Raw genomic sequence first — 14,067 nt, 5'->3', positions numbered from 1 at the left:
TATGAGTGGTAGTTTCGAAGAGTACCTGCTCAGCGAGCGTATCGTTTCGCAAAGCGATCTCGATAGCGTCGGGAAGTTCCGCCAGGAGACGGGTGCTTCCATATTCTCCGCGTTGCGAAAGGCATCGGGTGTTCAGTCCCAAGCGCTCGTGCGCGCCGTCGCAGATTTTCATAAGGTCCCGAAAGTCGAAGAGACCGACTGGCAAAAATTTCAGCCGCCGCAAGTGAACATTTCCTACGCGTTTTTGCGCGAAAACAAGGTGTTTCCGTTCGGCGAAGTCGACGACGGCGTGCTTCTCGCGATGGAAGATCCATCGGATGTTCAGGCAATAAACGCAGTTCGCATTGCACTTCAGCGCGAAATCCTCCCGCGCGTTGCCTCCTCTGAAGACATCCTGTCGGCGATCGAGCGCACAGTGCGCGAACGCGGCAGTTCCGCGATGTGGCAGGACACAGCGAAGGCCGCACCAGGCGCCGACGACGTCGAGCACCTGCGCGATATGGCGCTCGGCGCGCCGGTCGTGCGCTTCGTTAACCAGATGATTCAGCACGCCGTGCATGCCCGGGCGACTGACATTCACATCGAGCCGTTCGACGGACGCGTGGCAATTCGCATGCGCGTCGATGGCATGCTCCGCGACGTCGCTCCGCCGCCCGCGCAGATGGCCAAGGCTGTCGTTTCGCGCGTTAAGATTCTGTCGGGGCTGAATATCGCCGAACGCCGCCTGCCCCAGGATGGCCGCTCACGCATCCGGATCAACGAGCATCGCCTCGATCTGCGCATCGCCACCATTCCGACGATCCACGGCGAGGCGGTCGCTATTCGCCTGCTCGATAACGTCAGGCGGATGCTCGACTTTGCTCCGCTCGGCTTCGGCGCGCGTGACGAGCGGGAAATCCGCAGCCATCTCTCGGCGCCCTACGGCTTGATGCTGGTGACGGGGCCGACCGGTTCGGGCAAAACGACGACGCTTGCGACCGCGCTTTCGCTGCTCAATCAGACACACCGGAAAATTCTGACGATTGAAGATCCGATCGAGTACGAGCTCGACGGCGTCAACCAGACCCAAGCCAAACCGGCGATCGGCCTCACCTTCGCCGACGCGTTGCGTTCGTTCCTCCGGCACGACCCTGACGTTTTGATGGTCGGCGAAATGCGCGACGGCGAAACCGCCAGCATCTCCATTCACGCGGCGTTGACGGGCCATCTCGTCCTTTCGACGCTGCACACCAACACCGCCGCTGGCGCCATTCCGCGATTGCTCGACATGGGGATCGACGCGTTTCTCCTCGCGTCCTCGCTAAGGTGCGTCGTCGGCCAGCGGCTGGTTCGAGTGCTCTGTCAGCACTGCAAGCAACCCTCGGACGAGGAGCTGACACTCGGCACCGTTGAGCAACGGCGGGCAATCGAAGGCGAAGGCCATTGGCGCGCCGTCGGATGCGAACGCTGCTTCGGCACCGGCTACAGCGGACGTATCGTGATCGCGGAAGTCATGACCGTCGATGACGAAATTCGCCATCTGATACAGCCCAACGCGAGAACGGCGGACATCGAGGCGGCCGCCCGTCGCAACGGCATGACGACGATGATTATGGACGGCCTTGCGAAATGCCGAGTCGGCATCACTACGCAAGAGGAGGTCCGCCGCGTCGCGCTCGACATTTAAAGGCGCTTAGAAAAAGCGCCGTCACACAAAAAAGAAGACTGGGAGGAAGTATCATGAAGGCGCACGTGAGCGCGCATTGGCCCGGCGATTCTATTCGGATCGCCTGACGATGCTCTACCGCTATAAAGCGCTCAGCCGCACGGGCGTCAGCTTGTCGGGTGAGATGGAAGCTGTCAGTCGCGCGACGGTCCTTGAGGACCTGCATCAGCTCGGCCATTTTCCGATCGAGGTGAAAGAACTCGCTCAGGCGACGGGCGGCAAGGCGCGCGCGGCTTCGTCGATCTTCTCTGGGCTGCCATCGTCCCGTCAAATCACGCACTTTACACGCGAGCTGGCGATGCTCCTCAAGGCGGGATTGCCGCTCGATCAGGCGTTGGGATTCCTCGAACGCGACGCCGGCTCGAAAGCGCTGGGGCGACTGGTCGGCCGCGTCGGCGACGCCGTCAGCAGCGGCAAAAGCCTGTGCGAAGCTTTGGAGATGCAAGGCGAGGCGTTCCCGCCGATTTACTCCCGAATGGTGCGCGTGGCTGAGGCGAGCGGCACGCTGGAGACGGTTCTCGAACGCATAGCGCACGGCCGCGAGAAGGCCCAAAAGCTCAAAAGCATGGCCATCTCTGAAGTGCTCTATCCATGCCTGCTGATCGTCATGGCGATCGCCGCCGTGACCATCATGCTGACGTTCGTCGTCCCGCGCTTCAAGGACATGATCGGCAACGCCGGCACCGAAATTCCCGAGCAGGCGCGCTTTGTGATCGGCGCCTCGGACTGGCTTCTCGCGAACTGGGAATATTTGCTCGCAGGCATCGGCGGCGTGGTGATTGTTGCGCTTGTTGCGTGGCCGAAGATCCGCGGTAGCGTCCAGACGCTGCTGATGCGCCTTCCGCTCATCGGCACCGTTCTGCAAATGAATTTGACGATCCGCTTCTGCCGCACGCTCGGCATGCTGCTCGAAAACGGCGTCGATCTTCCGGCGGCCATGAAGCTCGTGGGGGGCGTCATCGGCAATAAGCTCGCCGCCGAGGCGGTGGATCAATCCTACGACGCGCTGCGCAAGGGCCGCAGCTTTCTCGAACCGCTATCGCAGTCGGGGCTGTTCCCGCCGGTTCTGATCAACATGCTCCGCGTCGGTGAGGAGACGGGAAACTTGGCGTCGTCGCTGCTGCACATGTCCGAGGTCTTCGAAGAGAAGTTGGAGCGCACGGTCGAGCGTACGTTCACGATTTTCGAGCCGATGATCATTTTGGTCGTCAGCGGCGTCATCGCATTCATCATCGTCTCAATCTTGAGCGCGGTTATCAGCATCAACGACTTGGCCATGTAACTAGAAAGCGGACGATCGATGAGTGTCGAAGAAATCATACGAAACCTGCGCAACTTGAAACGCCGTCGTAAGGCGTCGCCCGATAATGCGCGCGCCGGCGAGGCCGGCTTCACGCTGATCGAACTTCTGGTCGTGATGGTGATCCTCGTTCTGCTGGCGAGCCTCGTCGCGCCGCGCGTCATCGGCTATCTCGGCAGCTCGCGGACGAAATCCGCGAAAGTGCAGATCGAAAGCCTGAGCACATCGCTCGAACTCTACAAGCTCGATACCGGGCGGTATCCCGACGGGCGCGAAGGACTGAACGCACTCGTCCAGCGGCCAGGCGATGTACCGGGCTGGAACGGCCCGTATCTGAAGAAAGACAAGGTGCCCCTCGATCCGTGGGGCCAGCCGTACATCTATCGCTATCCCGGGCAACACGGGCCATTCGATATTCTGACGCTCGGCGCCGACAAGAAAGAAGGCGGACAAGGAGAGGATCAGGACGTTGCGAGCTGGCAATAGGCAGAGAAGCGCAAACGGCAGCGCCGGCTTTACGCTGATGGAGGTCCTGGCGGTGATGCTGATCATCGCCATGACTGCTGCTGCGATCGCGACCTTGTATCGTTCCCCGTCCGGGAGCGCGCAAATCAAGACGGCCGCGCTGCTCGCGGCCTCGCGCCTTCGCGATCTACGCGCCAATGCAATGACGTCTGGCAACGAGAGGGTTGCAACCATCCACGTCGAAGAGCGCGCGATGGAGTTTAGCGATGGCAGCGCGCCGATTTCATTTTCGCGCGCGATGAAAATGGACGTGACGGCCGCCGACGGCGAGATCCGCTCTCCCACGGTTACGGGCGTTCGTTTTTACCCGAACGGCAGCTCGACCGGCGCAACGATAAATCTGGAAATGGAAGGGCGGGGTTATGAAATCCGCGTCAACTGGCTCACGGGCCGCGTGTCGACAGGCGCACTCAACTAGCACGCCTCAGGCCGCACCGGAGGCGGGCTTTACATTGTTTGAGACGCTGACGGCAATGTTGGTGATGTCGATTGGGCTCGTCAGCCTGTTCGAGGCCCATTCGCGCGCTTTACGAACGGCGGGTGTCGCGGCCGACTACGCGCGCGCAAGAATTTTCGCGCAAGGACTGCTCGCCGATACGGTCGCAGGCTGGAGCGGCCGAGTCGTTTCGAAATCCGGAAATGACAACGGATTTGCCTGGACGATCGATGTCGCGCCCGAAACCGCTTCCTGGGCCAGCATCGCCATGCACGACAATTGGAAACTCCGGCGCGTGCGTGTGGTCGTCAGTTGGGCCGGCGGCCGCCAATTCGAGCTCGACACACTGAAACTTGGGCGCAGCGATGGTTAGAAGCGCGACAGCGATGGCATCTCTGCGTCGGGACAGCGGCTTCACGCTCATCGAATTGCTCGTGAGCTTGACGATTTTGACTGCCGTCCTGGCGATTCTGAGTTCCACGCTGAGGACGCTATCCCAACATTGGAGTGCCAATGCGAACCGGCTCGAGCGGATCGAGATGGTCGCGCGCGCGTTCGATATTTTTCAACGCGATGTTTCCGGTCTTCGGCGCCTCATTGTGACATCTAACGAAAAGCAGCGGTTTCTTTTCACGGGAACGCAAAACCGCCTTTCGTTCGTAACGATCGAGCCGCCCTACCCGACCGTGCCCGGCCCTTATTTCATCGACTACTCGATCGACACCAATGGGCAGTCGGTCGACCTCGTCAGGGCCCGCGCTCCGTACGTGACGAATATGCAAGCCTTTCCGGGGGCGAGCCCCGCAAATCGCGTGCCGCTGCTGCAGGGCCCGTTCAAATATCAGTTCTCGTATGCCCAAAAGGACAAGCCGAATGCAGCGTGGACCCCGATCTGGCGCCAGCAGAATAAATTGCCTGGGGCCATCCGGCTCGAAATCATCGATCTCGCCAACGGAGGGTACGCGTCGCAACCATTTGTTGCCGCACTTCGAACCGACGCGGAGATCAGCTGCTTAGGGGAAGGTTCAAGTGAGTGCAGTCCGAAAACCGACGGCGAATTGACTCGGGTCGGCGAGCAGAATGCCGCTCTTGGAACAGCAGGGAAATAGACCGTGGAGCGCGGTGAAGCACAAAATTCGCCTGCTCGCGACGCCGCCCTGAACGGCGGCCGCGAAGCGGGCTTTGTGCTGCTCGTCGTCCTCTGGGTTCTCACTTCGGCGGTCATTCTCGTCGCATCCTTCAACGCCGCCGCGCGGAGTGGCGCCTCCTCAGCGATTTCCGAAATCGGGCTGACGAAATCGGAAGCCCTGCTCGATGCGGGATTGGAGTTTGCAGCAGCGCATTTGATCGACGAGGACGAAAAGCGCCGTTGGCCGGGGAACGGCGCGAGCCATTCAATCGCATTCGCTGGTGCTGAGCTGGAAATCACGGTGCAGGATGCCAGCAGTCTAATCGATCTTAATAAGAGCGACGAGAAGCTTCTGCGGTCATTCTTCACCAAGCTGACGAATTCTACAGAGAAAGCAGCGCTGTATACCAAGGTCATTCTGGGCGCGCGGGATGCGGCCTCCGGCGAGAAGAAGACGCATCGCGACAAGGCAGACGATGACAACGAGGATTCGTCCACATCGCACATTGCCTTCATAGACGTCGGGCAGTTGGGGCGTACACAAGGCATTCCCCGCGACGTCTTCGAACAAGCCGCGCCGTTCCTGACTGTCTTCAGCCGCGACGGCATGATCTACCCGCTGTCGGCGCCGATGACGGTCCTTGAAGCGATCCCCGATATCAGCCGGGCCGACATTGAGAAGATCAAGTATGCGGACAAATCCGCCTTTGCCGATCTGATGCAGAAGAGCCAGTCATACGTGACTGAAGAGAGCGGCCCGGCTTACGTCGTCACCGTTCGCGCGCATCGGCCGGATGATACGTATAGCGCCGTCAGGACTTTTGTGATTGCGACAGGGCTCGATCCACGAGCCCCCTACAGGCTATTGGCAAAGTTGCCGACGACAAGCATGGCTGCGGAGAAAACCCGGTGAAAATGGAAGCAGTCAAGAGAGGTCGAATTGGCGAGGCTTATTCGTGGTGGCTCCGCGAGCTGAGCAAGCTTCTGACGCCCAAGCGGTTGAGCGAGCGGCCGTGGCGCACGATGCTGTTCCATACGCCGTCGGGTTTGGAGATTTTTACGAAGGCCGGTGGCCAGATAACCAATCTCGGCGTTCTGAGGAGTGATGCCACCGCCGAAGAAATTGCAGCGATCAGGCGATCACTGTTGCAAAGGGCTGGGCAAGAATCGAAGCAGATCCTGCTTCGCCTATCACCAACCGATGTCGTCCGAAGAACCATCCAGGTGCCGAAAGCCGCTGCCGATCTGATGGATTCGGTCGTCGAGAACAAGATCGAAACGATTGTTGCCTGGCCGCAGGACGAAACGCGCTACAGCTACCGCGTCCTCGGCGCGGATCCGGCGTCTCCCACGCAGATAAATACCGAAATCATCGCGACGACGACGAAAATTGTCGACACAGCGCTCGACGCGGCGAGGACCGTCGGGCTGTCACCCGGCGCTGTCGACTTCGCTCCCGCACCGGACGCAGCATCGATCGTCGAACTGGCGCACCTCGAGGCCGACCCGGTCAGCAAGATGGCGGGCAGGCTTCACATGGGGTTCGGCGCGCTTGTCCTCTGCAGCGTGGCGATTTGCATGCTCGGCCTCTATCAACTCTGGGACCTCAACGATCAATATGCCGATGTGGACTCGAAAATAATGGGGGTGACGTCTCGTGTTGATGAAGTCAAACGCCTCAACGACGAAAATGCCAAACTGAAAGATCAGCGCGAGCGCCTCGCAAAGCAGAAAAGCGATTTTCCGGCGGTCATGACATTGATCGAAGCGCTCAGTCGCTCGCTTCCCGACACGGCCTATCTCGACGAGTTCGAGATCCACGACAACGAAGCCCGCATCGTCGGAAAATCGGCCGATCCAACGGGATTGATCGGCCTGCTCGAAAGCACGCCTGAATTCGAAGACGTGCGCTTTGCCGCGCCGACGACACGCGAGGACGGCCAAACCTTGGGGACATTTTCGATTGTCGCAAAGCTCCGGGGTGTGGCGCATTCGGAGAGCAGCCAATGACGATGCCATCGGGTCTTTCGCGCGTATCTCTAGCTCTCGCCGTTCTGGTAATGGTACTGACGGCGCTCGGAGCGCTCGCCGCCGCGCCATTTTTCCAGATCAGAAAGCTTGAGGCGGATATTGCGGAAAAGCAGCGGCTTCTCCCGGAATTGCGCGCGCAGATCGCTCACGAAAGCGAGTTGAAGAAGGAGCATGCCGATCTCGCCGCGCTCGGGCAGGACAAGAGTCTTCTGCTTGAAGGAGACAAGACGGGCGTCGCCGGCGCCAACTTGCAGAGCCTGGTCAACGGGCTTGTGACCGCGAATGGCGGCACGGCCTCGAGCATCCAGATTTTGCCGCCGAAAGAGGATGGCAATCTCATGCGGATTTCGGTGAGCCTGTCGATCAACGTCGGCACAGACGGGCTGCGCGATATCGTGCACAGTTTGGAGACGGGCACACCGCTGATATTTATCGACGACATCGTTGTCCGCGGGATCCACGAAGACTTCCGCCCGACGGAGCCGCACTATCTCGGCCCGCTCGAAGTTACGCTGCAAGTGAGCGGCTTCGCCGTTCAGAATGGGGCCTCCTGATATGATGGAAAAGTATCGTCCGGCTCTGCTGATTTTGGTCTCTCTTGTGCTCGGCGCCCTGACTTGGCTCGATAACCGCGCTGCTCTGGTCCCGGAAAAGACGGCGCCGGCCGTCACGGCTGAGAATGCCGAGCCAACGCAATCGCCTGAAGCGACGGCCGAGCCGGCGGATAGCGCCGAGCCGGAAGAGAACGTCGCATCCGAATCCGAAGAGCCCCCGGCGAGCGGGAATCCCCTCGCCTCGTTCGATAAGGCGTCGTTGGAAAATTGGGTGGACCGGCCGCTGTTTGCGCCAAGCCGCAAGCGCCCGCCGCCACAAGCTGTTGCGGCCGCCGGACCGAAGCTGCAGCCCCCACCGGACTACCGGCTGCTCGGGGTCGTGCTCAATCCGCATCGGACAATCGCGCTATTGCGCCGCGAGGGGACCACCGTCGACGTTCGCGTCGAGGTCGGCGACATGATTGGCGGATGGCGTGTTGCTTCCGTCGAGCGGGAAGCCGTAACGCTTCGGCGCGACGAAGACACGTCGCAGATCGTTCGCTTCAAAAAAGATTGCGCCAACGTGGCAGGGGTCGCCTGTCCGTGAGACTGTCTGACGGCTACTAAACGCGATGTCCTCACGGCATCGGCGGCGGCTCTTCCTTGGCAGGAGCCCCTTTCGGCGCCGCTGGCGAGCTGGCGGCAGAGATCAGAATTCGCCCCACGCCGGTGACGTTCTTTTGCGATCGCACGATCATGTAGTTCTGATTGCGGAGCAGTCTTTCGAGAATACTCGGTAGACTCCCGGACAGCGTCAACGACACCTGATCGCTCGCAAGGTCCGTGCTGTTGTCGATGACTTCGATGCCATATTTCTCGTGCAGCGCTTGAAGCACCGCGCTGATCGGCGCCTTGTCGATACTGATATCGAGGCTCTGCGCGGGACGATCACCGGCGATCGTCACGCCGTCCGCCAGCAGTGCGGATGAGCCGAACAGACATGTGACGGCAGTGGCCATCGGCAAACCCCGAAGCATTCGCCGCGGAAGGAGGTGAAGCGTATGTCTGGTTAGCCGGCTCATCGCGAGTGTCCATATTGGCCGGAGAGCCAGCGCCCTCCACCGCCCTTCGTTCAGTAGCAGCCTTCCTCGAGCATGCACCTGTCATAGCGCCAGTTGTCGAACCCCCACCGCTCATACGACCAAGCTTCCCAGCCCCGGCCCATGAGCAGATTGCAGCGATACATGACGCGAAGGCACCGGCGTTGATCCCGGCAAATGCCAGGATGTTTATGCAGGCGATAAACGCCAAAACGCGGGTCCCACCCGACCATCGGACGGCAATGAAACCCATGCGCCAATTGCACAGGAGAATCTCCCGCAGAACCGGGAGCCCGTGGGTCGAGCGCCAGCGGTCCGGCGAGCGCCGCCGAGGCTACGGTCCCGGCGAAGATGGCACAAATGAGGGCCCGAAGCCGCGGTCGTCCACACTGCTTTTGCAAATCATCCTCCCCCGTGAGCACATTTCAGCGCTCCGTCTCCCATGAGCATTACAGCATCCAAAGCCAATTTCGCATTGCATCTCTGGACCATCATGACGGATTTACCCTAACGTCGCCCGATTACCACGATTCCGATTTGATCAGCACGTTTACTTCGACAGAGAGATATCCCGCCAGGACAAATAATCCGGATAGAGATTATGCGTATAATTCCCAAATCGTATATCTAGGCGACCCAAATGAATTTTGGCGATGGCGAACCGATGTGCGTCTTCATTCGCTGCGCTGCAGCTCGAGTTCGCACACACAAGTATTCTGTTGTGAGACTGTCAAAATGGTCCGGCAAATTGAGCATTCAGCATAAGGAATGCTTTGACTGCGGAGACCTTTCGTCTAAGCTTTTTTTAAGAAGCGGGTGACAAATCTGAACAGGGGCGGGATCGCAAATGTAACCCCGTGGAGCGGAGACCTTAATGAGGGCGGTTGGTGGTGACTGGCGCTCATCGTTACTTGTCAATTCCGAATGGGATATCTGCGATACCCAATATTGCGCTCGAAGCGGCGGACTCTCTGCATTTCGCGATGCGATGTCGAGCGCCTTTATGCCATGGCAAATAGAGTATACTGACGAAGCTGAATTCGAAGCACGCATGGTCAGCGGGGTTTCGGAGTACGGAGCAATTGCTCGTGTGGCGATGTCGCCCGCAGTTTCAACTCGCAAAGGCGCAGAAATTGCGAAATCGGCCGAAGATTGTTGGTACGCTGATTACGTTATTACTGGAGAGCTGCGCGTAGAGCAGCGGGGACGGACGACGATCGCCAGAAGGGGCGATGTCGTACTTTATGACAGCGCTTTGCCGGTAAAACTCACCGAGTTGAGTGCCGGCCTATATGAGGATGTGGCGATTTGCATCCCCAAGGAAAAGTTGGCCCCGGTCCAAAATCAGGACGCCGTTTTGGGGAACGTCGTCATTTCGGCCGAGCAGATGATCGCTCCATTATCCAGCGCTCTTTCGTTTCTGGCGCAAAATATATCGGTCACGTCAGCACAAGAGCTGCGGGCTCTCCAGGCGACATGCGCTGCGCTTTTGCCCGTCGCGGCACTGCGGTCGCACACGAGACGCGAGCATGCGGACGAGGTGTCGGAGCCGCCCAACTACTATATGCGGGAGCTCGCGAGATTCATCGAAGCCAATATTGGCGACGCGACGCTGTCGCCGCGTTGCGCAGCGCAGCATCTCGGTATTTCGGTGCGATATGTGCATAAACAGTTCGCCGCGAAGGGCACGACCTTCGGCACATACGTTACCGACAAGCGCCTCGAACTCGTGCGGCAGGATCTGATTTGCGAAGCCTGTCGCCATCATCCAATCTTCGCAGTGGCATACCGATGGGGCTTCAACGACCTGTCGACGTTCATAAGAGCTTTCAAGAAAAAGTTTGGATACTCGCCGCGAGAATACCGGCTCACATTTTCATCAATGTGATTGAAGCCAAACGAGCGTTCGCCCGACGCCGAACTGGCGGCTCGCAAACGCGGGCGGCTCCTCGCGATTCGCGACCCTGTTCTTCATCATCGTTTTACCTGCAACACGCGCCTTCGCGGGTTATTAATGGCCGGGGAGCGCTCCAAGCTCAAAATGCCCGACATAAGACACTGATTTATCGCGATAATTTGCCTGCTTGGCGGACCTGGAAGAGTTCGATAGGTAAGTCGCTTGAAGTTCGAAACATTTTACTCGTCTAGGAGACCACTACCCGGATGACCGCCAAGATCGAGGTCACGATCGCCGATCAAAATCCGGTCGTGCGTGCAGGTCTCGACGCGCTGATCGCACGTGATGGACGCTTCACCGTCTGCGGAATTCACAGCACCGGCGAGGGACTGATCAACGCCCTGAAGACCAAGCCGGTCGAGATCGCCGTCGTCGGCTGGACACTGCCTGACATGACCGGCGGCGCTGTGCTTGCCCGCGTCAAACAGGAAAAGTGGCAGACGCGGGTCATCATTTACACGGGCGAGCGGTCGCACGACGTCCTGCGCAACTCAATCAAGGGCGGCGCTTGGGGCTTCGTTTCGAAGACGGAAGATCCGCAAGTCTTGCTTGAAGCGGTTGTTTCCGTCGCGCGTGGCCGCTTGTCGCTGCCCTACGTCGACATCGACCTGTTGAATCACGATCCTCTCGAAGGCCTGACGGCGCGCGAGCGGGAATTGCTTGCTGCACTTGCTAATGGCTGGACCAATCTGCAGATCGCGGCGCGAACGGGAATCTCGCGTAATACTGTGAAATACCATCTCAAAAATCTTTACGACAAACTTGGCGTATCGAACCGCGCGATGGCTGTTGCACTGCACGTATCCGTTAACCGTGATGGGCAGCAATAAAGGTGCCGGCGCACCTGCAACATAGTGCTGCGCTCCGCCGCGATGAGGTGGGTAGCAGCGGCTGCCCAACCGGGTGTTGATAGTTTTTCGTTCACACCATCACTGTCCCCCTGCTAGTTAAGACCGACGCCCGCATCTGCGATCGGGCGGAAGGATCAGCAAAAGAATGCCGGAACGTCTCCCCTGCTGCGTCGGGGACCGTCGGCTTGGCACAACGCAGCGCGGAGGAACGCTTCTATGACTGTTACGCCTCATCTTTTCATACCCGGCCCGACGAATGTTCCCGATGCCGTTCGCATGGCAATGAACGTCGCGATGGAAGACATGCGTTCGCCCGAATTTCCGAAGTTCACGTTGCCGGTATTTGAAGACCTGAAGAAGGTTTTCAAAATGAAGGATGGCCGCGTTTTCATTTTCCCGTCGTCGGGCACCGGCGCTTGGGAATCGGCAATCGAGAACACGCTCGCCGTCGGCGATAAGGTTCTGATGAGCCGTTTCGGCCAGTTCTCGCTGCTCTGGGTCGATATGGCCGAGCGGATGGGCCTCAAGGTCGAGCTTTGCGACGAAGAGTGGGGCACGGGCGTTCCGCTCGAGAAATACGCCGACATTCTCGCGAAGGACAAGAATCACGAGATTAAGGCTGTCTTCGCCACGCACAACGAAACCGCGACGGGCGTCAGCTCCGATATCGCAGGCGTCAGGAAAGCGCTCGATGCTGCCAAGCATCCGGCCCTCCTCTTCGTCGATGGCGTTTCGTCTGTCGGCTCGCTCGACATGCGCATGGGCGAATGGGGCGTCGACTGCTGCGTCTCGGGTTCGCAGAAGGGCTTCATGCTCCCGACGGGTCTCGGCATTCTCGCCGTGAGCCAGAAGGCGCTCGACGCCAACAAGACGCAGAACGGACGTATGAACCGCTGCTTCTTCTCCTGGGAAGACATGATCAAGACGAACGATCTTGGATATTTCCCCTACACGCCTGCAACGCAGCTCATCCGTGGTCTTCGCGCGTCGCTCGACATCATCTTCGCTGAAGGTCTCGACAACGTCATCGCTCGCCACCATCGCTTGGCGACCGGCGTCCGTCATGCTGTCGATGCGTGGGGCCTGAAGCTCTGCGCGAAGGAAGCGAAGTGGCACTCGGACACCGTCTCGGCGATCCTCGTTCCGGAAGGCTTTGACAGCAACGCCGTCGTGAAGACTGCGTACTACCGTTACAACACGTCGCTCGGAGTTGGCCTCAACAAGGTCGCCGGCAAGGTCTTCCGCATCGGCCACCTCGGTGCGCTCGATGAGTTCATGGTTGGCGGCGTTCTCTTCGCTGTCGAAATGGCGCTCAAGGATTCCGGCATCAACGTCAAGCTCGGTTCCGGCACCGGCGCGGCTGCGGAATACTTCAGCAAGACCGCAACGAAGTCGGCAACCGCCCCGACGCCGAAGCAGGCGAAAGCTGCCTAAGATAATAACGCCCGGCTTCTAACGAGGCCGGGCGTTCTGCATGTTGTGAATACCCTCATCCCCAAATAACAAACGCGAATCCTTAGGAAGGCACGCCCCAATGAGCTTCACGCTTTACCCGACCCGCAAGCAGAGACTGCAGCGCTCGTATCTCGCGGTTCCGGGTTCCAACCCGACCATGATCGATCGCGCGCTGAAGAGCGCCGCCGATTACGTCTTCCTCGATTGCGAAGACGCTGTTGCCCCGCCCGAAAAGGAGCAGGCGCGTAAGAACATCATCCAGGCGCTGAACGATCTGGACTGGAAGGCAGCTGGCAAGAGCGTCAGCGTCCGTATCAACGGCCTCGACACGCACTACATGTACCGCGACGTCGTCGACATCGTGGAGCAGGCCGGCTCGAAGCTCGACACCATTCTCATCCCGAAGGTCGGCGTACCGGCAGACGTCTATACCGTCGAATGCATCGTCAGCCAGATCGAAGTTGCCAAGGGCCTCAAGAACCAGATCGGCACCGAAGCCCTGATCGAAACGCCGCTCGGCATGGCCAACGTCGAAGCCATCGCATCCGCTAACAGCCGTCTCGAGTCGATGCACTTCGGCGTCGCCGACTACTCGGCCTTCAACAAGGCCCGCACCGTCGTCATCGGTGGCTTGAACCCCGACTATCCGGGCGACCAGTGGCACTTCCCGCTGTCGCGCATGACCGTCGCCTGCCGCGCCTTCGGCTTGCGTCCGATTGACGGTCCGTTCGGCGGCATCGACGATCCGGAAGGCTACAAGGCAGCCGCCCGTCGCGGCGCAGCGCTCGGCATGGAAGGCAAGTGGGCCATCCATCCCTCGCAGATCGAACTCGCCAACGAAGTGTATTCGCCGACCGCCAAGGAAGTCGAACGCGCAGAGCGCATCCTTGTCGCGCTGAAGGAAGCCGAAGCCCAGGGTAAGGGCGCAGCCTCCCTCGACGGCAAGATGATCGACGCAGCGTCCGAGAAGATGGCCCGCAACCTGCTCGTCACGGCCGCAGCCATCAAGGCGGCTGAAGCAGCGCGCGCTAAATAAGAACAAGCC

The 14,067-nt window shown here is 59.6% G+C and carries 15 protein-coding genes; 14 read left to right on the top strand and 1 reads right to left on the bottom strand.

The genetic code is table 11. The features are described 5' to 3' along the window. Position 1: 1 nt before the first annotated feature. The 10 genes from K2Q04_RS00140 (at position 2) to K2Q04_RS00095 (ending at position 8,266) form a co-directional block, all read left to right on the top strand. Positions 2 to 1,666 (top strand): GspE/PulE family protein, encoded by a 1,665-nt coding sequence (locus tag K2Q04_RS00140; RefSeq protein ID WP_291157647.1) that lies wholly within the window; start codon positions 2 to 4, stop codon positions 1,664 to 1,666. Positions 1,667 to 1,742: 76 nt separating this feature from the next. After that, positions 1,743 to 2,987: a type II secretion system F family protein gene (locus tag K2Q04_RS00135; protein ID WP_291157644.1), complete on the top strand. Its 1,245-nt coding sequence runs from the start codon at positions 1,743 to 1,745 to the stop codon at positions 2,985 to 2,987. Positions 2,988 to 3,005: 18 nt separating this feature from the next. Then, positions 3,006 to 3,491, top strand: a complete 486-nt coding sequence (gene gspG, locus K2Q04_RS00130) for a type II secretion system major pseudopilin GspG (RefSeq protein ID WP_291157641.1) — start codon at positions 3,006 to 3,008, stop codon at positions 3,489 to 3,491. Further along, positions 3,475 to 3,948 carry a prepilin-type N-terminal cleavage/methylation domain-containing protein gene (locus K2Q04_RS00125; protein ID WP_291157638.1) on the top strand — a complete coding sequence of 158 codons (474 nt, stop codon included), beginning with the start codon at positions 3,475 to 3,477 and terminating at the stop codon, positions 3,946 to 3,948. Before gspG ends, K2Q04_RS00125 begins: the two co-directional genes overlap by 17 nt. 34 nt (positions 3,949 to 3,982) lie before the next feature. Then, positions 3,983 to 4,339, top strand: coding sequence for a hypothetical protein (locus K2Q04_RS00120; protein ID WP_291157636.1), 357 nt, complete (start codon positions 3,983 to 3,985; stop codon positions 4,337 to 4,339). A 13-nt stretch (positions 4,340 to 4,352) separates the two neighbouring features. Then, positions 4,353 to 5,075, top strand: a complete 723-nt coding sequence (locus K2Q04_RS00115) for a prepilin-type N-terminal cleavage/methylation domain-containing protein (RefSeq protein ID WP_291157634.1) — start codon at positions 4,353 to 4,355, stop codon at positions 5,073 to 5,075. A gap of 3 nt (positions 5,076 to 5,078) precedes the next feature. Next, positions 5,079 to 6,008 (top strand): type II secretion system protein GspK, encoded by a 930-nt coding sequence (locus K2Q04_RS00110; RefSeq protein ID WP_291157632.1) that lies wholly within the window; start codon positions 5,079 to 5,081, stop codon positions 6,006 to 6,008. Positions 6,009 to 6,010: 2 nt separating this feature from the next. Continuing rightward, positions 6,011 to 7,105 carry a PilN domain-containing protein gene (locus tag K2Q04_RS00105; RefSeq protein ID WP_291157854.1) on the top strand — a complete coding sequence of 365 codons (1,095 nt, stop codon included), beginning with the start codon at positions 6,011 to 6,013 and terminating at the stop codon, positions 7,103 to 7,105. Further along, positions 7,102 to 7,680: a type II secretion system protein GspM gene (gene gspM / locus K2Q04_RS00100; RefSeq protein ID WP_291157629.1), complete on the top strand. Its 579-nt coding sequence runs from the start codon at positions 7,102 to 7,104 to the stop codon at positions 7,678 to 7,680. The genes K2Q04_RS00105 and gspM overlap by 4 nt, the downstream gene beginning before the upstream one ends. 4 nt (positions 7,681 to 7,684) lie before the next feature. Continuing rightward, positions 7,685 to 8,266: a hypothetical protein gene (locus K2Q04_RS00095; RefSeq protein WP_291157626.1), complete on the top strand. Its 582-nt coding sequence runs from the start codon at positions 7,685 to 7,687 to the stop codon at positions 8,264 to 8,266. Positions 8,267 to 8,297: 31 nt separating this feature from the next. Here the strand turns inward: K2Q04_RS00095 and K2Q04_RS00090 are convergent, their stop codons facing one another. Next, positions 8,298 to 8,678, bottom strand: coding sequence for a hypothetical protein (locus tag K2Q04_RS00090; protein WP_291157624.1), 381 nt, complete (start codon positions 8,676 to 8,678; stop codon positions 8,298 to 8,300). A gap of 955 nt (positions 8,679 to 9,633) precedes the next feature. Between K2Q04_RS00090 and K2Q04_RS00085 the strand changes: the two genes are divergently transcribed. The 4 genes from K2Q04_RS00085 to K2Q04_RS00070 all read left to right on the top strand — a co-directional run bounded on the left by K2Q04_RS00085 (position 9,634) and on the right by K2Q04_RS00070 (position 14,058). After that, a complete protein-coding gene (locus K2Q04_RS00085; RefSeq protein ID WP_366935724.1) occupies positions 9,634 to 10,647 on the top strand; it encodes a helix-turn-helix domain-containing protein in 1,014 nt (337 codons plus the stop codon). Between the two features lie 275 nt (positions 10,648 to 10,922). Then, on the top strand, positions 10,923 to 11,546 hold the full coding sequence (locus tag K2Q04_RS00080) for a response regulator transcription factor (protein WP_291157621.1): 624 nt from the start codon (positions 10,923 to 10,925) through the stop codon (positions 11,544 to 11,546). 237 nt (positions 11,547 to 11,783) lie between these two features. Then, the gene (locus K2Q04_RS00075) at positions 11,784 to 13,001 is read left to right on the top strand and encodes an aminotransferase class V-fold PLP-dependent enzyme (protein WP_291157619.1); all 1,218 of its coding nucleotides are present in this window, start codon (positions 11,784 to 11,786) and stop codon (positions 12,999 to 13,001) included. Positions 13,002 to 13,101: 100 nt separating this feature from the next. Next, a complete protein-coding gene (locus tag K2Q04_RS00070; RefSeq protein ID WP_291157616.1) occupies positions 13,102 to 14,058 on the top strand; it encodes a CoA ester lyase in 957 nt (318 codons plus the stop codon). Positions 14,059 to 14,067: the final 9 nt, after the last annotated feature.

The sequence above is a fragment of the Hyphomicrobium sp. genome, from assembly GCF_019753045.1.
Classification (GTDB): Bacteria; Pseudomonadota; Alphaproteobacteria; order Rhizobiales; family Hyphomicrobiaceae; genus Hyphomicrobium_B.
The sequence above is the reverse complement of the archived record's forward strand: the minus strand, read 5'-3'. Positions and strand labels throughout refer to the sequence as shown.

Excerpts from the sequence above, each read along its gene's own strand:
- K2Q04_RS00085 (WP_366935724.1), top strand. The coding sequence starts at position 9,634 with ATGAGGGCGGTTGGTGGTGACTGGCGCTCATCGTTACTTGTCAATTCC.
- K2Q04_RS00095 (WP_291157626.1), top strand. The coding sequence starts at position 7,685 with ATGGAAAAGTATCGTCCGGCTCTGCTGATTTTGGTCTCTCTTGTGCTC.
- K2Q04_RS00140 (WP_291157647.1), top strand. The coding sequence starts at position 2 with ATGAGTGGTAGTTTCGAAGAGTACCTGCTCAGCGAGCGTATCGTTTCG.
- K2Q04_RS00115 (WP_291157634.1), top strand. The coding sequence starts at position 4,353 with ATGGCATCTCTGCGTCGGGACAGCGGCTTCACGCTCATCGAATTGCTC.
- K2Q04_RS00090 (WP_291157624.1), bottom strand. The coding sequence starts at position 8,678 with ATGGCCACTGCCGTCACATGTCTGTTCGGCTCATCCGCACTGCTGGCG.
- gspG (WP_291157641.1), top strand. The coding sequence starts at position 3,006 with ATGAGTGTCGAAGAAATCATACGAAACCTGCGCAACTTGAAACGCCGT.
- gspM (WP_291157629.1), top strand. The coding sequence starts at position 7,102 with ATGACGATGCCATCGGGTCTTTCGCGCGTATCTCTAGCTCTCGCCGTT.
- K2Q04_RS00075 (WP_291157619.1), top strand. The coding sequence starts at position 11,784 with ATGACTGTTACGCCTCATCTTTTCATACCCGGCCCGACGAATGTTCCC.
- K2Q04_RS00080 (WP_291157621.1), top strand. The coding sequence starts at position 10,923 with ATGACCGCCAAGATCGAGGTCACGATCGCCGATCAAAATCCGGTCGTG.
- K2Q04_RS00105 (WP_291157854.1), top strand. The coding sequence starts at position 6,011 with ATGGAAGCAGTCAAGAGAGGTCGAATTGGCGAGGCTTATTCGTGGTGG.
- K2Q04_RS00070 (WP_291157616.1), top strand. The coding sequence starts at position 13,102 with ATGAGCTTCACGCTTTACCCGACCCGCAAGCAGAGACTGCAGCGCTCG.